Source organism: Microbacterium testaceum (genome assembly GCF_003075375.1).
GTDB classification, from domain to species: Bacteria; Actinomycetota; Actinomycetes; order Actinomycetales; family Microbacteriaceae; genus Microbacterium; species Microbacterium testaceum_E.
In genome coordinates this window covers 148291-169323 of record NZ_QDFT01000002.1, presented here as the reverse complement: position 1 = coordinate 169323, position 21033 = coordinate 148291, and the positions used below count along the sequence as shown (strand labels likewise).

General features: G+C 72.6%; 18 protein-coding genes, 1 tRNA gene and 1 other RNA gene. 7 read left to right on the top strand and 13 right to left on the bottom strand.

Annotated elements, in window-relative coordinates; all coding sequences use genetic code 11:
- Positions 1-40: 40 nt before the first annotated feature.
- The 5 genes from DC432_RS01620 to DC432_RS01600 all read right to left on the bottom strand — a co-directional run bounded on the left by DC432_RS01620 (position 41) and on the right by DC432_RS01600 (position 4850).
- Positions 41-775, bottom strand: a complete 735-nt coding sequence (locus DC432_RS01620) for an HAD family hydrolase (RefSeq protein ID WP_116536398.1) — start codon at positions 773-775, stop codon at positions 41-43.
- An 83-nt stretch (positions 776-858) separates the two neighbouring features.
- Complete coding sequence (locus DC432_RS01615) at positions 859-2016, bottom strand: N-acetylglucosamine-6-phosphate deacetylase (RefSeq protein ID WP_116536397.1); 1158 nt, start codon at positions 2014-2016, stop codon at positions 859-861.
- Positions 2016-2801 (bottom strand): glucosamine-6-phosphate deaminase, encoded by a 786-nt coding sequence (nagB, locus tag DC432_RS01610; RefSeq protein ID WP_116536396.1) that lies wholly within the window; start codon positions 2799-2801, stop codon positions 2016-2018. Before nagB ends, DC432_RS01615 begins: the two co-directional genes overlap by 1 nt.
- A complete protein-coding gene (locus DC432_RS01605) occupies positions 2801-4369 on the bottom strand; it encodes a PTS transporter subunit EIIC (RefSeq protein ID WP_116536395.1) in 1569 nt (522 codons plus the stop codon). The genes nagB and DC432_RS01605 overlap by 1 nt, the downstream gene beginning before the upstream one ends.
- Before the next feature lie 31 nt (positions 4370-4400).
- Positions 4401-4850, bottom strand: coding sequence for a PTS sugar transporter subunit IIA (locus tag DC432_RS01600; protein ID WP_116536394.1), 450 nt, complete (start codon positions 4848-4850; stop codon positions 4401-4403).
- Between the two features lie 168 nt (positions 4851-5018).
- Between DC432_RS01600 and DC432_RS01595 the strand changes: the two genes are divergently transcribed.
- Positions 5019-5768 (top strand): GntR family transcriptional regulator, encoded by a 750-nt coding sequence (locus DC432_RS01595; RefSeq protein WP_116536393.1) that lies wholly within the window; start codon positions 5019-5021, stop codon positions 5766-5768.
- A 25-nt stretch (positions 5769-5793) separates the two neighbouring features.
- On the opposite strand, the gene DC432_RS01590 is transcribed toward DC432_RS01595, so the two are convergent.
- Both DC432_RS01590 and pta read right to left on the bottom strand, forming a co-directional pair.
- Positions 5794-7041 carry an acetate/propionate family kinase gene (locus DC432_RS01590; RefSeq protein ID WP_116536392.1) on the bottom strand — a complete coding sequence of 416 codons (1248 nt, stop codon included), beginning with the start codon at positions 7039-7041 and terminating at the stop codon, positions 5794-5796.
- On the bottom strand, positions 7038-9179 hold the full coding sequence (gene pta, locus DC432_RS01585; RefSeq protein WP_116536391.1) for a phosphate acetyltransferase: 2142 nt from the start codon (positions 9177-9179) through the stop codon (positions 7038-7040). The genes DC432_RS01590 and pta overlap by 4 nt, the downstream gene beginning before the upstream one ends.
- An 88-nt stretch (positions 9180-9267) precedes the next feature.
- Here pta and DC432_RS01580 point away from each other — a divergent pair, with 88 nt between their 5' ends.
- On the top strand, positions 9268-9936 hold the full coding sequence (locus tag DC432_RS01580) for an NUDIX domain-containing protein (RefSeq protein WP_116536390.1): 669 nt from the start codon (positions 9268-9270) through the stop codon (positions 9934-9936).
- Positions 9937-10073: 137 nt separating this feature from the next.
- On the top strand, positions 10074-10715 hold the full coding sequence (locus DC432_RS01575; RefSeq protein ID WP_116536389.1) for a DedA family protein: 642 nt from the start codon (positions 10074-10076) through the stop codon (positions 10713-10715).
- 23 nt (positions 10716-10738) lie between these two features.
- Here DC432_RS01575 and ffs read toward each other — a convergent pair.
- Both ffs and DC432_RS01565 read right to left on the bottom strand, forming a co-directional pair.
- Positions 10739-10835, bottom strand: an RNA gene (ffs, locus tag DC432_RS01570) — signal recognition particle sRNA small type.
- 53 nt (positions 10836-10888) lie between these two features.
- A complete protein-coding gene (locus DC432_RS01565) occupies positions 10889-11824 on the bottom strand; it encodes an ROK family protein (protein WP_116536388.1) in 936 nt (311 codons plus the stop codon).
- Between the two features lie 165 nt (positions 11825-11989).
- On the opposite strand from DC432_RS01565, the gene DC432_RS01560 reads away from it, so the two are divergent.
- Genes DC432_RS01560 through DC432_RS01550 form a run of 3 tightly spaced genes read left to right on the top strand, consistent with a single transcriptional unit; the run spans position 11990 to position 16576 of the window.
- Positions 11990-13036 (top strand): AAA family ATPase, encoded by a 1047-nt coding sequence (locus DC432_RS01560; RefSeq protein ID WP_116536387.1) that lies wholly within the window; start codon positions 11990-11992, stop codon positions 13034-13036.
- Complete coding sequence (locus tag DC432_RS01555) at positions 13033-14289, top strand: DUF58 domain-containing protein (protein ID WP_243392977.1); 1257 nt, start codon at positions 13033-13035, stop codon at positions 14287-14289. Before DC432_RS01560 ends, DC432_RS01555 begins: the two co-directional genes overlap by 4 nt.
- Complete coding sequence (locus tag DC432_RS01550) at positions 14276-16576, top strand: DUF3488 and transglutaminase-like domain-containing protein (RefSeq protein WP_116536386.1); 2301 nt, start codon at positions 14276-14278, stop codon at positions 16574-16576. Before DC432_RS01555 ends, DC432_RS01550 begins: the two co-directional genes overlap by 14 nt.
- A gap of 40 nt (positions 16577-16616) precedes the next feature.
- Here DC432_RS01550 and DC432_RS01545 read toward each other — a convergent pair.
- The 4 genes from DC432_RS01545 to DC432_RS01530 all read right to left on the bottom strand — a co-directional run bounded on the left by DC432_RS01545 (position 16617) and on the right by DC432_RS01530 (position 20075).
- Positions 16617-16708 (bottom strand) — tRNA-Ser (locus DC432_RS01545).
- Positions 16709-16766: 58 nt separating this feature from the next.
- Positions 16767-17696 carry an acetamidase/formamidase family protein gene (locus DC432_RS01540; RefSeq protein WP_108320620.1) on the bottom strand — a complete coding sequence of 310 codons (930 nt, stop codon included), beginning with the start codon at positions 17694-17696 and terminating at the stop codon, positions 16767-16769.
- On the bottom strand, positions 17693-19117 hold the full coding sequence (locus tag DC432_RS01535; protein ID WP_116536385.1) for an APC family permease: 1425 nt from the start codon (positions 19115-19117) through the stop codon (positions 17693-17695). Before DC432_RS01535 ends, DC432_RS01540 begins: the two co-directional genes overlap by 4 nt.
- Positions 19118-19184: 67 nt before the next feature.
- Positions 19185-20075, bottom strand: a complete 891-nt coding sequence (locus DC432_RS01530) for a proline iminopeptidase-family hydrolase (protein ID WP_116536384.1) — start codon at positions 20073-20075, stop codon at positions 19185-19187.
- Positions 20076-20153: 78 nt separating this feature from the next.
- On the opposite strand from DC432_RS01530, the gene DC432_RS01525 reads away from it, so the two are divergent.
- Complete coding sequence (locus tag DC432_RS01525) at positions 20154-20897, top strand: FadR/GntR family transcriptional regulator (protein ID WP_116536383.1); 744 nt, start codon at positions 20154-20156, stop codon at positions 20895-20897.
- Positions 20898-21033: the final 136 nt, after the last annotated feature.

The following is a 21033-nucleotide window of genomic DNA, read 5'->3' as shown; positions in this document are numbered from 1 at the left end:
ACGCCGGCGGCGTCGAAGGGGTCGTCGCGGGGGCGACGGCTCAGTCTACGAACGCGGCGAGGTCGTCGACGACCACGGTCGCGCCCGCGGCGGCGAGGTCGTCGGCTCCGACCCCGCGGTCGACGCCCACGACGACGCCGTAGCCGGCGGCCGCGGCGGAGCGCACGCCGCTGAGGGCGTCCTCGACGGCGACGCTGCGGGCCGGGTCGACGCCCAGCATGCGGGCGGCTTCGGCGAAGACATCGGGGGCGGGCTTGGATGCCAGGTGGTCGCGCTCGGCGACGACGCCGTCCATCACGACGGGGAAGCGGTCGCGGATCCCGGCCGCCTCGAGCACCTCGACGGCGTTCTTCGAGCTCGAGACCACCGCGATCGGCGTGCCCGCGGCCTGCAGCCGGTCGAGCAGGGCGACGGATCCGGGGTAGGGGCGGATGCCCTCGCTGCGCAGGATGCGCGAGAACACCTCGTTCTTGCGGTTGCCGACGCCGCAGACGGTGTCTTCGGACGGGTCGTCCGAGGGGTCGCCCCACGGCACTTCGACGTCGCGGCTGCGCAGAAGGCTCGCCACACCGTCGTAGCGCTTCTTGCCGTCGACGTATTCGAAGTAGTCGCGGTCGGTGTAGGCGGGCTCGATGCTCCAGGCCGCGAACAGCTCGTCGAACATCGTCTTCCACGCCCGCATGTGCACCTCGGCGGTGGGGGTGAGCACGCCGTCGAGGTCGAAGAGGACCCCGTCGAATGCGGTGAGGTCGGGCAGGTCGGGGCTGTCGGTCACGGCGTGCTCCAGATCGGGGTGCGGTGGCGCGGGCGCCCGGAGCGCCGCCCCTCCAGCGTAGTGGCGGGGGCGGGCCGCGGCCCTCAGCGCGCGACCGGCGACAGCGCGCGTCCGGCGATCCAGACCTGCGACGGATGCCACGCGGCATCCCAGTGCACCAGGTCGGCGACGGCCCCCTCGGCGACGTGCCCGATGTCGGTGCGACCCAACGACCGGGCGGCGTTCTCGGTGCACGCCGACAGCACGGCCGCGGCGTCGAGTCCCGCGGCGATCATGCGCCGCACTCCCTCGTCGAGGACGATCCCCGCACCCGCGATCGTGCCGTCCGGGCGACGCCCCAGGCCGTGCGGGTCGTTCGCCACGGGCTCCCCGCCGAAGTCGAGCCAGGTGCCGGCGTCGAGCCCGGCCGTCACGATGGCGTCCGTCACCCCCACCGTTCGGCGCCCGGCGGTCGCCAGCACGAGCGACACGACGCTCGGGTCGAGGTGCCGGCCGTCGATGATCGTGCCGACGAAGAAGCGGTCGTCGGTGAGCACGGCCCCCGGCACCCCGGGCTCACGCGGCTTCAGGGGGCGCTGCGCGTTGAAGACGTGCGTGGTCATGGTCGCCCCGGCGTCGCCGGCGGCGTGCACCTCGGCGGCGGTGGCGTCGCTGTGTCCCACGGCGACGACGTAGCCCTCGCCGCTCAGACGTCGGATGGCGTCGAGGGCTCCGGGCAGTTCGGGGGCCAGTGTCACCGTGCGCAGCGCCGCGCGGGCCGCCGGGCGCGCCAGCAGCGCGTCGAGGTGCGCCGACTCGGGGGCGAGCATGTGCTCGGCGCGGTGCGCGCCCTTTCGCGCCGGAGAAAGGAACGGCCCCTCGAGGTGCGCCCCCAGCACGCGGGCGACCGGTTCGTCGGAGAAGACATCGCGGGCCCGGCCGATCCGCTCGAGGGCATCGACCGTGTCGGGCAGGGGCGCGGTGATCACGGTCGGCTCGACCCCCGTCACCCCGTGCCGCGCGAGGCCCGTGAGCAGCGTCCGCCACCCCGCCTCGTCGGCCGCGGCGACGTCGACGCCGAACGAGCCGTTCACCTGCAGGTCGAGCATGCCGGCCGACAGCACCCCGTCGGTCAGGTCGTGGTCGACGGGCTCCTCCCCCGTCGCCGGGCGGATGCGCGCGATGCGACCGCCGGCGACGTCGATCACGACCGGACCGACGAAGGCGCCCGCGATGAGGGCGCGCGCGGCGCGCAGACGCATCACAGCCCCTGTCCCACCGGCTTGCCGGCGTAGGTCGTGCGGTAGTAGTCGGTGAAGGCGAGCTGGCTCGCGGCATCCTCGTCGACCACGACGGTGGCGTGCGGGTGCAGCTGCAGCACCGACGCGGGCCAGCGCGACGACAGCGGACCCTCGACGGCCTCGCGCACCGCCTGCGCCTTGCCGCGGCCGAAGCCGAGCATGACGGCGTGGCGGCTGTCGAGGATCGTCGCGAGCCCCTGGGTGAGGCAGTGGGTGGGCACCCGGTCGAGATCGCCGTCGAAGAACCGGGCGTTGTCGTGACGCGTCCGGGGGGTCAGGGTCTTGAGCCGCGTCCGACTCGACAGGCTCGACATCGGCATGTTGAAGGCGAGGTGGCCGTCGGTGCCGATGCCCAGGATCTGCAGGTCGATGCCCCCCGCCTCGCGGATCAGCTGCTCGTAGGCGGGGCCCGCCTCGAGGGGCGCGACGTCGAGATCGCCGGGCCCGACGATCGCCCCGGGAGCGAAGTCGACGTGCTGCTCGAGCTCGGTGCGGATGAATTCGCGATAGCGCTCGGGGTGCCCGGTCGGCAACCCGACGTACTCGTCGAGCAGGAAGCCACGGGCCCGGGCGAAGCTCAGTCCCTCGTCGCGGTGGCGACGCGCGAGCTCGCGATACACCGGCAGCGGCGTCGATCCGGTCGCCAGCCCGAGCACCGCCGCGGGCGTGCGCCGCAGCAGGGCCGCATAGGCGTCGGCGACCAGGGTCGCGGCATCCTCGGGGGTGGGGACGACGACGACCTCCATCACAGCACCTCGATGATGTCGTTCTTGAGCGCCTCGGCCCGCGGGCCGAACACCGCCTGCACGTTGTCGCCGACCTCGAGCACCCCGGCGGCACCCAACTGCTTGAGGCGCGCGTGGTCGACCAGCGCGCGATCGGCCACCTCCATGCGCAGGCGCGTGATGCAGGCGTCGACGTGCGTGAGGTTGTCGCGGCCTCCGAACGCGGCGATCAGCTGTTCGGCGAGGGAGTCCTCGCGCGCCGCGACGGCGGCGGCGACCGGAGCGGATGCCGTGACCGGCTGCGACGTTCCTGCGACCGGGGCGGTGGTGTCGGCATCCGTTACCGGAGCCTCCGTCACGGGGGCCGAGAGGTCCTCTCGGCCCGGGGTGCGCAGGTTCCACTTCTTGATGACGAGGCGGAACAGCAGGTAGTAGACGCCGAAGTAGACCACGCCCATGACCACCAGCAGCCACACGTTGTTCGCCGCGGGCGCGGTGCCGTACAGCAGCAGGTCGAACAGCCCCGCCGAGAACGAGAAGCCCAGGTGGATGTCGAGCAGGTACGCCACGGCGAGCGAGATGCCGGTGAGCACCGCGTGCACGACGTACAGCGGGAACGCGGCGAACATGAAGGCGAACTCGAGCGGTTCGGTGACGCCCGTGAGGAAGGCGGTCAGGCCCGCGGCGCCGAGGATGCCGATCGCCGCCTTGCGCTGGGCGGGGTTGGCGAGGTGGATCATCGCGAGCGCGGCGGCGGGCAGGCCGAACATGAGCACGGGGTAGAAGCCCGAGGTCAGGGCGCCCGCGGTGGGGTCGCCGGCGGCGAAGCGGGTGAGTTCGCCCGTGACGACGCTGCCATCGCCCTTGGTGTACGACCCCTGCAGGAACCACACGTAGGAGTTGAGGATGTGGTGCAGCCCCACCGGGATGAGCATGCGGTTGGTGAAGCCGTACACGAACGCGCCGAGGGCGCCGGTTCCGCCGATGAAGGCGCCGAGGCCCGTCAGGCCGGTGTTGAAGATCGGGTAGAAGTAGCTCAGCCCGAAGCCGACGACGAGGCTCGCGAGCGACACGACGATGGGCACGAACCGCCGACCACCGAAGAAGCCCAGGTACGAGGGCAATTGGATGGTGTGGTACCGGTCGAAAAGCCACGCGGTCAGCAGCCCGATGACGATGCCGCCGAAGACGCTGTAGTTGATCTGCACCTGCTCGCCCGCGGCGGTGGTCTGGCCCGCGAGGACGACGGGCGACATGGCCTTGTGGACGTTGGCGAGCACGAGATAGCCGACGACGGCCGAGAGCGCCGTCGAACCGTCGGCCTTCTTGGCGAAGCCGATCGCGACGCCGACGGCGAACAGCAGCGCCAGGTTGTCGAAGAGGGCGCCGCCGGCGGCGCTCATCGCCTGGAAGAAGGGGCCGATGACCGGCAGGTCGATCTGGCCGAGCAGGTCGGGCTGACCGAGGCGCAGAAGGATGCCGGCCGCCGGCAGAACGGCGATCGGCAGCATGAGGCTCTTGCCGAGGCGCTGCATCTGGGCGAAGCCCGGGATGCCGCGACGACGGGCGGCGGGGGCACTGGTGGTCATGGCGGGTCTCTCTCGACGGTGAAGGAGCGGGTCAGACGGACAGGAGCGGCAAGCCGGGACGGATGCCGGCGTCGAGCGCGGCGAGCACGGTGACGTCCTCGGACGAGCGCTCGAGCACGACGACGGGGGCGATGGTGGCCCGTCCCGCGGCGCGCACCGCGGGGACGTCGTAGGCGATGATCGGGGTGCCCGCGCTCACGCGGTCGCCCTTGGCGGCGAAGACGGTGAACCCCTCGCCCTGCAGCTGGACGGTGTCGAGGCCCAGGTGCACGAGCACGGCGAGACCGTCGTCGGCGACGACGACGAAGGCGTGCGGGAACACCTGCAGGAGGGTGCCGTCGATCGGAGCGACCGCGTCGACGACCTCGTCGGGCGGATCGATCGCGACCCCGGGACCCATGACACCCTGCGCGAAGAGCTCGTCGGGCACGGCGGACAGGGATCGGACGGTTCCGACGAGCGGGGACTGGATGTCGGGCACGGGTACTCCTCGGTGAGACGGCGGGTCAGCGGTCCGCACCACCGCTCGCGCCTAGGCTGAAGAGGAACGCCGTTCCTCCGCATGATCCGCCCACTGGCTCGGACTGGTACGTACCAGTGAAAGTACTGGCCCGGGGTGGTCGTGTCAACACCGAAAGTCGATGCCGTCATGCCCCGACTCCGCGACGCCGACGCCCCGGCGACCACCGTCACGCCCGGCCCGATCCCGAAGCACGCGCAACTGCGGGCGATCCTGCTGTCGGACATCGGCAGCACCTGGCCCGCGCACGCCGCCATCCCCTCGGAGCGCGACCTGGCGACCCGGCACGGCGTCAGCCGCGCCACCGTCCGAGAGGCGCTGCGGCAGCTCATCGAGGAGCAGAAGCTGTACACCGTCCAGGGCAAGGGCACCTTCGTCGCCGGCGAACGCGTCCAGTCGCAGCTGCATCTGGCCTCGTTCACCGAGGACATGCGTCGCCGAGGGATGGTCGCCACCACGCTCGTCCGACGCGTCGAGCGGGCCACCCCTCCCCTGGAGGTGCGCGCGGCCCTCGGCCTGGACGAGGACGAACGGGCCTGGTCGATCGAGCGCCTGCGCCTGGCGAACGGCATCCCGATGGCTCTCGAAACCGGGTGGTACTCGCCGCGCGCGGCGTCCGACCTGGGCGCACACGATCTGGCCGGATCGCTGTACGCCGTCCTCGCCGAGCGCTACGGCGTGCGCATCGACGCGGCCGAGCAGACCGTGTGGGCCGAGACCGTGGCCGACGGCGTCGCCGACGCCCTCGACGTCCCCGCCGGTACCGCCGTCCTGGTGTTCCGCCGCACCTCGCGCGCGGCGGGAGTACCCGTCGAGTACGTCACGTCGTGGTACCGCGGCGACCGGTACCAGGTGCACATGGCCCTCGCCGGCGCCTGAGTCGCCGGCCGACCTCGCCGCGCGGCTACGCGACCGACAGCGTCTGCCGCGCGATCTCGAGCTCTTCGTCGGTCGGCACGACGAGCACCTCGACGCGCGAGGAGTCGGTGGAGATGCGACGGATGCCGCGCCCCCGCGCCGCATTGCGCTCGGCGTCGATCTCGACGCCCGCGAAGCCGAGGGTCGCCATCGCCTCGGCGCGCACGGCCGCGGCGTTCTCGCCCACGCCGGCCGTGAACGAGATGACGTCGACGCCGTCCAACTGGGCCAGGTACGCACCGGCGTAGGCGCGCAGGCGATGGATGTACACGTCGAACGCGAGCCGCGCCGCCGGGTCGCCGGCATCGCGGCGCTGACCGATGTCGCGCATGTCCGAGACGCCCGCGATGCCCAGCAGGCCCGAACGCTTGTTGAGCAGGGTGTCGAGGTCGGCGGTCGACATGTCGGCGCGTCGCGCGAGCTGCAGCAGCACCGCGGGGTCGAGGTCGCCCGACCGGGTGCCCATGACCAGCCCCTCGAGCGGGGTGAGACCCATCGAGGTGTCGACGGAACGGCCGCCCTCGATCGCGGTGACCGACGCCCCGTTGCCCAGGTGGAAGACGATCTGCTTGAGCTCGGCGAGCGGGCGGCCGACGAACGCCGCGGCGGCCTCGCTGACGAACTTGTGACTGGTGCCGTGGAAGCCGTACCGACGGATGCGGTGCGCCTCGGCGAGGTCGCGGTCGATCGCGTAGGTGTAGGCCTCGGGAGCGAGCGACTGGTGGAACGCGGTGTCGAACACCGCCACGTGCGGCACCGCGGGGAACGCCTTCTTGGCCGCGACGATGCCCGCAAGATTCGCGGGGTTGTGCAACGGCGCCAGGACGGACAACTCGTCGATGTTGATCTCGACCAGGGGCGTGACCACCGTGGGCGCGAAGAAGCGGGCGCCGCCGTGCACCACGCGGTGCCCCACGGCGACCGGCGCGTACTGCTCGAGCGAGGGGCCGTGCGCCGCGAAGGCCTCCAGCATGACGGCGAAGCCCGCGGTGTGGTCGGGGATCTCGCGTTCGATCGTGACCGTGGCATCCGTCACCGTCGGCGCGGGTCCGTCGGTCGGGGCGAGAGCGGCGGCCTTGACCGTGTGCGTCGCGACGCCCCCGGCGCCGGTGGCCGTCGCGGGCTCGCCGATGCGCTCGACCAGGCCGACCGCGAGCACGCTCTCGGTGGCCATGTCGAGCAGCTGGTACTTGAACGACGAGGAGCCGCTGTTGACCACGAGCACGACGCTCATCGCGCGCCTCCCTGCGCCTGGATCGCGGTGATCGCGATGGTGTTGACGATGTCGTCGACGAGCGCGCCGCGCGACAGGTCGTTGATCGGCTTGTTGAGCCCCTGCAGCACCGGGCCGATCGCGACCGCGCCCGCCGAGCGCTGCACGGCCTTGTAGGTGTTGTTGCCGGTGTTGAGGTCGGGGAAGACGAAGACCGTCGCCCGACCCGCCACCGCGGACCCGGGCATCTTCGCGCGGGCCACCGCGGCGTCCGCCGCCGCGTCGTACTGGATCGGGCCCTCGACCAGCAGTTCGGGGGCGCGTTCGCGCACGAGCGCGGTGGCGGTGCGCACCTTCTCGACGTCTGCTCCGGTGCCGGACTCCCCCGTCGAGTACGACAGCATCGCCACGCGCGGGGCGATGCCGAACTGCTCGGCCGTCGCCGCGGACGACACCGCGATGTCGGCGAGCTGCTCGCTGGTGGGATCGGGGATGACGGCGCAGTCGCCGTAGACCAGCACGCGGTCGGCGAGGGCCATGAGGAACACGCTCGAGACGACCGAGACCCCGGGCGCCGTCTTGATGATCTCGAACGCCGGGCGGATGGTGTGCGCCGTGGTGTGCGCGGCGCCCGAGACCATGCCGTCGGCGAGCCCGAGGTGCACCATGAGCGTGCCGAAGTACGACACGTCGGTGACGGTGTCGGCGGCCTGGGCGTACGTGACGCCCTTGTGCGCGCGCAGACGCGCGTACTCGGTGGCGAACTTGTCGACGTGGACGGCGTCGAACGGGCTGAGCACCTCGGCGTCGCGGATGTCGATGCCCAGCTCGATGGCCCGGCCGCGCACCTCGATCGGCTCTCCCAGGATCGTCAGGTCGGCGATGCCACGCGAGAGCACGGTGGCCGCGGCGCGCAGCACCCGATCGTCGTTGCCCTCGGGCAGGACGATGCGGCGGCGGTCGGTGCGGGCGCGGTCGACCAGGCCGTACTCGAACATCAGCGGGGTGACGACGCTCGGGCGCGCGACGCCCAGCTCGCTCGTCAACAGCTCGGTGTCGACGTGCCGTTCGAACAGCGCCAGCGCCGTGTCGTAGCGGTGCTGCGAGTCGGCGGCGAGGCGACCGCGGGTGTTCATGATGCGCACCGCGGTGTCGTAGGTGCCGAGGTCGGTGGCGATGATCGGCAGCGGCGAGCCCAGGCCGTCGATCAGGCGGACGATCGCGTCGGGCAGCTCGAAGCCGCCGTTGAGCACGATGCCCGCGAGCGAGGGGAACGTGCCCGAGGCGTTGGCGAGCAGCGCCGCGAGCAGCACCTCGGTGCGGTCGGCCGGGATCACGACGACCGCGGACTCCTGCAGCCGGGGCAGCACGTTGACCATCGACATGCCGGCGACCACGACGCCGAGCACCTCGCGCGTGAGCAGAGCCGGGTCGCCCTTGATCAGCTCGCCCTCGACCGAGCGCAGCACGCCGCGCACCGAGGGGGCGATCAGGAAGCGGTCCTCGGGGAGAGCCCACACCGGCACCGTGCGCCCCTCGGCCCCGGCGAACGGAGCAGCGTCGACCACCTGGCGGACGGATGCCACGATCGGGTCGAGGTGATCGGCATCCGCGCGATTGGCGATGACGGCGAAGAGGGCGGCGCGTTCGTGCTGCAGCTCGGAGATCGCGAGCGAGGCGATCTGACCGACCTCTTGCGGCGTGCGGGCCACCGACAGGCCCAGCGTCTCGCTGTGACCCTGCTGCGCGCGACCTCCGAGCACGAGCAGCACGGGGGCGCCGAGGTTGGCCGCGATCCGGGCGTTGTAGGCGAGCTCGGCGGGACTGCCGACGTCGGTGTAATCGCTGCCGATGATGACCACGGCGTCGCACCGCGCCTCGACGGCCTTGTACCGCTCGACGATGCGCGCCAGGGCGGCGTCGGCGTCGTCGCGCACGTCGTCGTAGGTCACGCCCACGCAGTCGTCGTACTCGAGGTCGACGCTGTCGTGGTCGAGCAGCATCTCGAGCACGTAGTCGCGCTCGGCGGTCGACCGCGCGATGGGACGGAACACCCCCGCGCGCGGCGTGACCCGGCTGAGGGCGTCGAGGACGCCCAGAGCCACGGAGGATTTGCCCGAATGACCTTCGGCCGACGTGATGTAGATGCTCTGCGTCACGCGTTCAGCCTATTGCGGGGCCCCGACATCGCTCCGGGGTTGCTTCGGCGTCGAGTCATCGTGACCCCGCGCGTCTAGGCTCGCGACCGTGACCTCTGACGCCCCCGGAACCACCGTCCCCGACCACCGCGGCCGCACGGGTCTGCACCTCACCGGCCGCGACCTCGACCGCAACCCGCGCGTGCGCGTCGACGACGTCGAGCTGCTCGCCGCCGGCTGGCACGTGCTGCGCGCGACGACCTTCCGCTACCGCGGTGACGACGGCGAGTGGGTCACCCAGACGCGCGAGACCTACGACCGCGGCAACGGCGCGACGATCCTGCTGTACGACGCGGCACGACGGACCGTGCTGCTGACCCGGCAGTTCCGCTATCCCGTGTACGTCAACGACCACCCCGACGGCATGCTCGTCGAGACCGCCGCTGGGCTGCTCGACGACGACGACCCCGTCACCGCGATCCGTCGCGAGGCCGAGGAGGAGACGGGCGTCCGCGTCGACGACGTGCAGCACGTGTTCGACGTCTACATGAGTCCGGGGTCGGTGACCGAGCGCCTGCACTTCTTCGCGGCCGCCTACGACGGCTCCACCCGCGAGGGCGACCGCGGCGGCCTGATCGACGAGGGCGAAGAGATCGACATCCTCGAGTACGACATCGACGAGGCCCTGTCGATGATCCGCGACGGCTCGATCCAGGATGCCAAGACCATCATGCTGCTGCAGTGGGCGGTGCTCGACGGGCCCTTCGCCCGCGGCTGACGCGCGAACGCATCCACGAGGAGCCCCCGCCGTCAATCTGGGCGGCGTCTGGGAGCACGGGTCCTACAGTCGGCCTCGTCGGCGTATGCGCGTCGACACGGGCGGACCCACCGCCATCGACCGGAGGACGTCCGCCCATGCTCACCGCCCTGAATCCCTTCGACGCCGCCTCGGTGCTGCAGGCCTTCGGCCCGTTCGTGCTGGGCGGCATCGCGCTGCTGGTGTTCATCGAATCCGGGGTCCTCTTCCCCTTCCTGCCCGGCGACTCGCTGCTGGTCACCGCCGCGATCCTGAGCGGTCCGCTCGGCATCAGCCCGTGGCAGGTCGCCCTGGTCGCCTCGATCGCAGCCCTGGCCGGCGACCAGGTCGGCTTCTGGCTCGGCCGCCGCTTCGGAAGGCGCCTCTTCCGCGACGACGCCAGGCTGCTGAGCACCGCGCGCCTGGCCGAGGCCGAGGCGTTCTTCGCGCGCTACGGCGGTCTGTCGCTGGTGGTCGGTCGCTTCGTCCCCGTCGTGCGCACCTACGTGCCGCTGGTCGCGGGGACGGCCGACATGCCCTATCGCCGCTTCCTGCTGTGGAACGCGGTCGGCGCCGTCGGGTGGTCGTGCGCGATGACCCTTGTGGGGGTGCTGCTGGGCGGCATCCCGTTCGTGGCGGACAACATCGACGTGCTCGTGATCGTCATCGTCGCGGTGTCGGTGCTGCCGGTCGTCATCGCCGCGGTGCGCCGCCGGCGCAAGACGCACCGGGCGGAGGGGACGGCCGACCGCCGCGAGTGAGCCGGGAACGGCATCCGGGCAAAGAAAAAGACCCTCCGCGCACCCGGTAGAGCCTGGTTACCCTTGCTACGTTTCCGTCCTGGGGGAGTTGGCCTGGATGCCGCCACGCGGAGAGCCGAGTACAGCCTACCCGACGCGCGGGGCGTCTCTCACACGGCGCGGGCGCGGGACGCTCAGTCCCGCAGCTCGCGCAGCGCCAGGGCGGCCGCGCCCAGCAGCGGACCGTCGCCGTCCAGACCCGACCCCACGATGCGGCAGCGCCGGGCGTAGGCGTGCAGCGAGGCCGCCTGCGCCGCGGTCCGCACCTGATCGACGTAGTCGGGCGCGACCTGGGCGAAGCCTCCGGCGATCGCGACCGCCTCGAGGTCGCACAGCGTCGCCGCCGCCGCGATGGCCTGGCCGACCGCGGTGGCCGAGCGTCGGACCGCGCGCACCGCGATCTCGTCGCCCGCCGCCCAGGACGCGGCGAGGTCGAGCCCCGTCTCGCCCGCCCAGCCCTGCGCGCGGGCCCACGCGACCGTCCCCGGTCCCGCCGCGACGGCTTCGAGGGTGGATGCCACCACCTCGTCGCCCTCGATGGTGCGCACGAACGTCTGGCCCAGGTGCCCCGCGTTGCCGCTGGCTCCCGTGATGGGCCGACCGCCCATCACGAACCCGCCGCCCACCCCCGTCGACACCACGATCGCCATCGCGTCGTCGCAGCCGACGAGCGCTCCGCGCCAGTGCTCGGCGAGCGCGATGCACGTCCCGTCGAGGGCCAGGTGGATCGGGCCGTCGACGAGACCGCCGAGCACCTCGTCGATCGGCAGACCGGCCGCGAGCGGCAGGTTCAGCGGAGAGACGGTCCGCGCCGGCAGGTCGACCGGGCCGGCGCTTCCGACGCCGATCGCCCCCACGCGGGCGTCGGGCGCGGCGGCGAGCGCCGCGGCGGCGGCGTCGCGCACGTTGCGGGCGATGGTGTCGCGGTCGGCGTCGCGCCCGGTCGGTCGGCGCTGGACGCTGGAGCGCTCCACCTCGGCGTCGACCGAGACGACGGCGGCGTCCACCTTGGTCCCCCCGATGTCGACGGCGAGGACGTGGGTGAAGGCGTGGGGGGTGGCAGCTGCCATGCGCGGGCTCCTCCGTTGGGCCGATGCCCCGATCCTAGGGTCCGGTGCATCACCCGAGTGACGCCTGTGCGCCCCGCCCATTCCGCCCCCGGGTCCCGAGACGCAGGTTACGATCAGGTCACGGCGGCGAGGACGCGCCTCCGCCCCCGCGACACGAGGGATGCCATGGACGAGACGGTCACGCCCGAGGCGACATCACGGCTGCGCCGCGCCGACACCGCCCCTGCCCGCCCGGGGGCCGACGGCCCCCTCGACGCGGACGCCTTCGCCCGCCTGACCGGGGACATCGTGGCATCCGTGTCGCGGGTCATCGACGGCAAGCCCGACGCGGTCCGCAGCGCTCTGATCGCCCTGCTGGCCGAGGGGCACCTGCTCATCGAAGACGTGCCGGGCGTGGGCAAGACCATGCTCGCGCGGGCGATGGCCGCCACGATCGACGCCGACGTGCGCCGCATCCAGTTCACGCCCGACCTGCTTCCGGGCGACATCACCGGCGTCTCCGTCTTCAACCCGGTGCAGCGGCAGTTCGAGTTCACCCCCGGCGCGGTGTTCGCCCACATCGTCATCGCCGACGAGATCAACCGCTCCTCGCCCAAGACGCAGTCCTCGCTGCTCGAGGCGATGGAGGAGCGCCAGGTGACCGTCGACGGGCGCACGCACGTGCTGCCCTCGCCGTTCCTCGTCGTCGCGACGCAGAACCCGCTCGAGATGGAGGGCACCTACGCGCTGCCCGAGGCGCAGCGCGACCGCTTTCTGCTGCGCATCTCGATGGGGTACCCGGATGCCGCCGCCGAGGCGCTCATGCTCCGTCAGCGCGACACCGTCAATCCGCTCGACGGGCTCACCCCCGTCGTCAGCGCCCGCCAGGTGACGGCGATGATCGCGTGGGCGCGCGGGGTGCACGTCGCCCCGGCGCTGGAGGAATACGTCGTCGCCCTCGCGCAGGCCACGCGCAGCCACCCCGACATCCGCCTGGGCGCGAGCCCGCGCGCGACCCTGCAGCTCGTGCGCGCCGCCAAGGTGCGCGCGGCACTGGACGGGCGGGCCTACGTCATCCCCGACGACATCACGGCGCTGCTCTCACCCGTCTTCGCGCACCGCTTGATCCCCAACCGGTCGGCGGCCGGCGGACGGGCGGGGGCCGCGGTCGTGGTCGACGCCCTCGAGCGCATCGCCACGAGCGTGCGGGTGCCCCTCGCGTCGAGGACGTGAGTCGCCGCGTGCGCCGCTGGTGGCCGTTCACCCTGCGCGGAACGGGGGCGCTGCTTCTCGCGGTGGCGGCGTTCGTGATCGCGCAGCGCGCCGGCATCCCGGAACTCCTGTATTTCGCCACGCTGATGGTGGCGCTGCTGGCCGCCTCGGCCGTGGCCCTGCTGCTGACCCGCGGGGCCGGAACGGTCTCGCGGGCGATCACGCCCGAAGTCCCCGAGGTGGGCGGTTCGGCGACGGTGGCCGTGCGGGCGGGACTGCGCAGCACGTTGCCCAGCGGTCCCGGCCGGTGGCGCGACGTCCTGCCGTCGGGCGTGACCGGACTCGCCGAGGGCCCCTCCCCCGCGACCGCGTCGACGCTCTCGGGCCGCGGCGGGGGCCTGCAGGCGCGCTACGACATCGTGGGCAGGACGCGTGGCATCCACGCCCTCGGTCCGTTCGAGATCGTCACGACGGATCCCTTCGGCCTGCTCCGGCGGCGCCTGGCGCTGGGCCGTACGACGCCGGTGACGGTCGCCCCCGCGGTCGTCGACCTAGGTGCGCTGCCCTCGGCCTCGGGTGAGGCGGGCGGGACGCGGCAGACCACGACCCTGCAGCTCGGCCAGGGGGCCGACAACCTGGTCGCGCGCCCCTACGCCCCCGGCGACTCGATGCGCCGCATTCACTGGCGGGCGACGGCCCACCGAGACACGCTGATGGTGCGGCAGGAGGAGCAGGAGTCCAGCCCGGCGGCGACCGTCGTCCTCGACCGGGCCGTCTCGCGCTGGTCCCCCGCGGCCACGCACGCCCCCGGGTCCGACGCGGCGTTCGAGACCGCCGTCACGGCGTGCGTGTCGGTCGTCGCGCGGCTCGTGCACGAGGGCTACACCGTCGACGTGGTCGACAGCGACGGCACGCTGCTGACCGACCCGGTCGACGGCGGCGACGACGTCGAGGCCCGCGCCGCGGCCGCCGGGTTCGCGTCGCTGCGCGCTCGCCCCGACGACCCCGCCCACCGCGTGGTCCCGGCCTCGGCCGCCGCGCTGGCCGGTCCGGTGGTCGTGATCACCGGGGCTCTGGGGCCCGAGGACCGCGCGACGCTCGGCGGCGTGGCGAACCACTCCGCGCTCCCCGTGCTGCTGGTCGTCACCGAGCACGTCGAGCTCGACCGCCTGCGCGCCGGGGGATGGCGGGCCGCGATCCTGCAGCCCGGCGGCGATGTCGCCGCCGCCTGGGACGACGCGATGGAACAGGGGTACGCCGGTGTCGGGCGCTGACGTCACGGTGCTGCGCACCCCCCGCCGCCGACGCGATGCCTCGCTGCTGACGCTCGGTCTGTTCGTCGCGATCGCCGCCGCGCTGCTGCCGGTGTTCTCGGTCATCGCCCCGGGCCCCTGGGTCGCGGGTGCCGTGCTCGTCACCGCCGGAGTGCTCGGGGCGGGTCTGCTGGTGCGCCTCGCGCGCCTTCCCGCCGTGCTCGCGAGCGTCGCCGAGATCGTCGCGGGAGTGGCTCTGCTGACCGCGATCTTCGGTCGGACCACCTCGCTGCTCCTGGTCGTCCCCACCCCGGGCACCTTCGCCACCGTGCCGCGCCTTCTCGACGCGGCGGCCGAGGAGATCAGGGTGGGCGTCGCACCCGTGGTACCCGAGACGGGACTGGCGTTCCTGCTCGTCGCCGCGATCGGGGGCCTGGCGATCGTCCTCGATCACGTCGTCCTGACGGCGCGGATGCCGCTGCTCGCGGGGGTCGGCCTGGTCGCCGTCTCGCTGATCCCGACGATCGCGATCCCCTCGGACGTCGACGTCGTGGCCTTCGTGCTGCTCGCCGCCGCCCTGCTGTTCCTCCTGCGGGTCGACACCCGCGCGCGCACCGCCACCGAGACGCGGGCCCGCTCCCCGCACCTGTTCGGGGTGTCCGCGACCGCACTGGGGGTCGCCGCGGTCGCGGTGATCGTCGCGATCGTCGCCACCCCGCTCCTGCCCCAGCCCGGCTTGCGCTTCGCCACGGGCGGCACCGGCGGCGTCGGCACCACCATCAACCCCAACCTCGAGCTCGGCAACGACCTGCGCCAGCCGCGCGAGGTCGACGTGCTGACCGTCCGCACCACGGCCCCCACCGCGCCGTATCTGCGCGCCGTCACCCTGTCGACCTTCGACGGCACGGTGTGGCAGCCCGACAGCTCCGACACGGTGCCCGTGCCCGCGGACGGCCCCGTCTTCGACGCCCCGGCGGTCGACGGCGACATCACCCTGGCCGACTGGACCACCACCGTGACCGTCGACCAGCTCGACAGCCCGTGGCTGCCCGTCCCCTACCCCGCGTCGACCGTCTCGGGTCTCACCGGGGATTGGCTCGGGATGCCGCAGAACCGCACCGTCGTCACTCGCGCCGGGTCCACGCGCGACCAGGTCTACGAGGTGCAGGCGAACGTCCCCCGCCCGACGCTCGAGCAGATCCGCTCGCGCTCGACCGGGGGCCCCGGAGTCGACGCGAGCCTGAGCGCGCTGCCCGCCGACGTCCCCGCCGTGATCGGCGACACCGCCCGCGAGGTGACCGCCGGCGCGCAGAACCCGTACGACCAGCTGATCGCGCTGCAGTCGTGGTTCCGCGGCAGCTCGTTCCGCTACTCGCTCGATGCCCCCGTCGACGCCGGTTTCGACGGCGCCGGTCTCGACGCCGTCGCCGACTTCTTGCAGGTCAAGGCGGGCTACTGCGTCCACTACGCCTCGGCGTTCGCCGTGATGGCGCGGACCCTCGGCATCCCCTCCCGCATCGTCATCGGCTACCTGCCGGGGACGGCGTCGAGCATCCCGCAGCAGGGCGGCACCGAGTACACGGTGTCGTCGAGTCAGCTGCACGCCTGGCCCGAGACCTACTTCGAGGGCATCGGCTGGGTGCCGTTCGAACCGACCAACAGCCTCGGGGTGCCCACGAACTTCGCCTCCGGGACGACCGGCGGGGGCACGACGGCGCCGACCACTCCCGAAGAGGATGCCGCCGCCCCCGAAGCCGCCCCCTCGGCCGCACCCTCGCAGGCCGACCGCGGCGACATCGACGCGCAGGGCGGCGCCGGCGGCACCGTCGGCACGCGCGTCGGCACGGGCTGGGTCGTCCCGGTCGTGGTGCTGCTGGTCCTGCTGGTCGCGGCTGCCGCGCCGGGCACGGTCCGGTCGGTGCTGCGTCGCCGGCGCCTCGCCGACGCGCGGGCGGGCGATCCCGTGGCCGCGTGGACGGCCGTGCGAGAGGACGCGGTGGACCTCGGCATCCCCGCCCCCGGTGCCGAGTCCCCGCGCGCTTTCGCCGCACGACTGGTCGAGGAGCACGGGGCCGAGGCCGACGACGTCGACCTGCTGCGCGAGGCGCTGGAGCGCGCGAGCTACGCCGGCGACGCCGCGGATCCCGCGCGCGGCCCCGCGCTGGCCGCGGCCGTCGAGCGGGTGCGCGCCTCGCTGGCGGCGCGGGTCGGCGCCGGCCGCCGCGCTCGCGCGCGGCTGCTGCCTCGCGCCCTGGTCGTCCGACCCGGCGCCGTCACGACCGCCCCCGATCGCGAAACGGTGGGGTGAACGCCGAAGAGCGCCACCCTCGTGGGTGACGCTCTTCGTCTGGCGGAAGTGACAGGATTTGAACCTGCGAGGCGAGTTACCCCGCCTACATGGATTCCAGCCATGCTCCTTAGGCCGCTCGGACACACTTCCAAGGGACGATCTTACACGGCCCCCGCGCTCGTCCGAATCGCGGTCGACGGGCGGACCGTCAGAGCACGCTCTTGGGCAGGCGGTGCAGCGTCACCGCCCCGACGGCGCGGAAGGGGTGCAGCGGGTCGGGCTGCTCCGAACCGGTGGGACCGCCCAGTTCGCTGTGCACGAGCGCGCTCATGACGGCGTAGGCGTCCATCCGGTCCCACCCGCGTTCGTCCACGAGGTGGTCGAACACGTCCTCGTAGCCGCGGCGGATGCTCTCCTGCACCGGGTCGCCCAGACCGACGAAGACCCACTCGTCGGCCGTCTCGATCCGGGGCGCCCGCAGCCCGGCATCCGGGATCAGCTCGATCGAGACGACCGCGACGCCCGCCGCCTCGATCGCGACGAACGACGACTCACCGCGCGCCATGACGGCGTGGATGTCGCCGATCGACAGCAGGGCTCCCTCGACCTCGACCGGCAGGTACACCGTGGCGCCGGGGGCGACGTCGGTGACGTCCATGTTGCCCCCGAGCGCCGTCGTCGGCATGACGGTCGAGTTGCGCCCCTGGGCGGGGGCGGTGCCGATGCACCCGATCATCGGACGCGGTGCGACCACGTGACGGTCGGTCAGGTGCACCCCCTCGGCGTCGATGGGGATCCGCCGGCTGACGACGCGATCGGGCATGCGGTGCTGCAGGGCGCCCGCTCCCGGAAGGCTCTGCGACCAGCCGTAGGCGCCCAGGCGGATCTCGTGCACGTGCACCGCGAGGGCGTCCCCGGGACGCGCGCCCTCGACGTACACCGGGCCCGTGACCGGGTTGATCGGCGCCCGCAGGGCCGCGAGGTCGCCGTGCTCGTGCAGCTCGGCGTAGACGGCGTCGTCGGTCTCGAACGCGATCGTCTCGCCCGTGCCGGGCTGGATGCGCAGCGCCGCGGGAACGGAGGCATCGAAGCCCGGGCGACCGTGCTCCCTGCCGAGGGAGTGGGTCACGTCGCTCATCGGGGGGCCACCTCGCCGCCGCCCTCGCCCGCGGTCGCGGTGGCGCGCTCGGGCGAGGGTGCCGGGGTGGAGCGGTCGCGGCGGGCGAAGATCACGTAGACGACGGCGCCGATGACGAGCCACAGGATGCCGCCGACCTTCGCCGTGATGTCGGCGTTGAGCAGGACGTAGCCGATGATGAGGAACCCGACGACCGGCACGATCAGGTGCAGCAGGTAGTTCTTCGACTTCTTCTTGCCCACGTAGTACACGGCGACGGACACGTGCAGCAGCAGGAATCCGAGCAGAGCGCCGAAGTTCACCAGCGACGAGATCACCGCGATCTGGCCGACGAAGAACAGCACGAGCACCAGCGAGATCCCGCTGACCAGCAGGATCGCCGCCATCGGCACCTGACGCGCGGTGACCTTGGACAGGAACGCGGGCAGGCGGCGGTCGCGGCTCATCGAGTAGAGCAGGCGCGAGGTGGCGGCCTGGGCGGCCACGGCGTTGGCGATGCCGACCGCGATGACGTTGACGGCCAGGAACGCCGTCGCCCAGCCCGAACCGGCGGCCTTGGCCACCAGGACGAAGAAGGCGTTGTTGACCTCGTCGTCGCCGAACGACACGGTGCCGGCGGCCAGCGCGCTCGCGAACCACGTCTGGGTGATGAACAGCACGGCGACCACGAGCAGGGCGATGATCATGGCGCGGCCGCCCGATTTGCGGTCGCCCGTGGACTCCTCGGCCATCGTCGAGATGCCGTCGAAGCCGAGGAAGCTCAGCACCGCGATCGACAGGGCGGTGGCGATCAGCGCGGGGTTGACCTTCTCGGCATCCCACACCGGGGCCATGGTGAATTCGGCGCCGGGGATCGTTCCAGCGTTCAGCGCGATCATCGCGATCGCGACGAAGATCACCACGAAAGCGAGCTGGATGACGAGCATCACCCGGTTGGCGATCTTGATCGAGCCGATGCCGAGCACGTTGATGACGGTGTTGATGATCACGAACGACACCGCCCAGATCCACTGCGGCACGTCGGGGAAGATGCCCGCCATGCTGGACGCCGCGAAGACGTACAGCAGCGTCGGCACGAGCAGGTAGTCGAGCAGGATCGCCCACCCGGCGAAGAAGCCGACGGTGGGGTGCAGTCCGCGGCCGACGTACGAGAAGACGCTTCCCGCGATCGGGAACGCCTTGGACATCTGCGCGTAGGCGAGAGCGGTGAAGATCATCGCGACGACGCCGGTGATGTACACCAGCGGGACCATGCCGCTGGCGGCGTTGTAGACGACGCCGAAGATGGCCCAGGGGGCGATCGGCACCATGAAGACCAGGCCGTAGACGACGAGGTCGAGGGTGGACATGGAGCGCTTGAGCTCTTGCGTGTAGCCGAAGGACTCCAGCTGCTGCTGGGCCTCGGGGGTGGTCTTCGACATCGAGACTCCTGGTTCGGGTGGGGCGGGCGGGTTCGGGTGGGGCGTGTGCGGGTGGGGCGGGTTCGGGTCAGGGAAGCGGGGCGAGGAAGTCGGCGATGACCCCGCGGAAGACGTCGGGCATCTCGAGGTGAGTGCAGTGGCTCGCGCCGGCGAACACGTGCGAGCGGGCGCCGGGGATGTGCTCGACGAACGGCGCCCACGTCTCGGGCGTGGCCTCGTCGAACTCGCCCGCGACGACGAGGGTCGGCACCTCGATCTGCGGCAGGCGGTCGATGATCGTCCAGTCGCGTCCGGTGCCGACGACGTGGAACTCGTTGGGCCCGTTCATGGTGTGATACACCGTCGGGTCGGCCAGCATCTGCGCCTCGCTGTCGACGAAGTCCTCGGGCATGGGCGTGATGCGGCAGACGTGGCGCTCATAGAACACGCGCGTGGCCTCGACGTAGTCGGGGTGATCGAGGGTGCCGTCCGCCTCGTGACGGTCGAGGGCCTCGCGGTGCTCGGCGGGCAGTTCGGAGCGCAGGCGCGCCGCGCCCTCGAGCCAGAGCTGCATGGATGCCGGGGAGTTGCAGATCATCAGACCCTCGAGCCCCGCGGGTCGGCGCACGGCGATCTCGGCGCCGAGCATGCCGCCCCAGGACTGACCGAGCACGTGGTAGCTCTCGATCCCCAGGGCCGCGCGAAGGCTGTGGAACTCGTCGACGAAGAGCTGCGGCATCCACTGTCCACGCGGAGCGTCCGGGTGGTGCGAGCTGCGACCGCAGCCGATCTGGTCGTAGTGCACGACCGTGCGGCCCGTGAGATCGGCGAGCGCGTCGAGGTTGCGGACGTAGTCGTGGGCCATTCCCGGTCCGCCGTGCAGGACGAACAGCGGCGCGGCGCCGGTGGGTTCGGCGGGCTCGGTCAGGCGGGCCCAGGTGAAGCCGTCGTGGAACGGGACGGTGATCTCGCGGTGCATGGAGTCATCGTGGACCCGGTAAAGGTGCGTTGGCAAACCTTTTCTGCGGAATTAACATGGAGGAAACGACGGGACCCCATGGCCGAGACCGACGACGCTCCCCTGGTGGAGCGTGTGACCGAACGCCTCATCACCGCTGTCGCGGTGGGTGAGTTCCTGCCGGGCACGCGTCTTCCCGCCGAGCGCGACCTCTCGCCCCTGCTCGGCGTCGGCCGGACGACCGTGCGGGCGGCCCTCGACGACCTGTCGACGCGGGGCCTCATCGAGCGCCGCCGAGGCCGGGGCGGCGGCACCTTCGTCGCCCAGGAGTGGCCCGACTCGGTGGTGGTGGGCGTGGACCGGTGGTTCGAGGAGCGCTGGAGCGACCTCGTCGACGCGTGCACCGCGAGCTCTCTGCTGCACTCCTCGCTCGCCCGCCTCGCCGCCGAACGACGGACGGATGCCGACCTGGCGACGATGCGCGAGCGGCTCGCCGCCTTTCACGCGGCACCCTCGGGCGATCCGAAGCAACGCGCCGACAGCCTGCTGCACCTCGCGATCATCGACGCCGCCCACAACACCGCGCTGCGCGAGATCCTGCTCGAGCACGAGCGTCACCTGTCGCTGTCGGCGCCCGCGCACCCGTGGGGCGATCGCGAGAGCCACCGCGGCATGGAGTCGCGCGCGGCACGCGAGCACGACGCCATCGTCGCCGCGATCGTCGCCGCCTCGCCCGACGAGGCCGCGGAGCTCGCCCGCCGCCACGTGCAGATCGACCTCGAGCTGTTCGCCGAGGCGCGCGCGTTCGCCCGCCGCCGCGCCGCCGCCGCCGCGCGCGCCTGACCCCGCCCCGCCCGCCGCGCCCGCCGCGCCGTCGAGACTGCACGCCTCTGACATCCCGGTTGCAGGATGTCGCCGAGTTGTCAGCCGCGTGCAGTCTCGCGGCCCGAGGGCGGCCCGGAGGCGGCCCGGAGGCGGC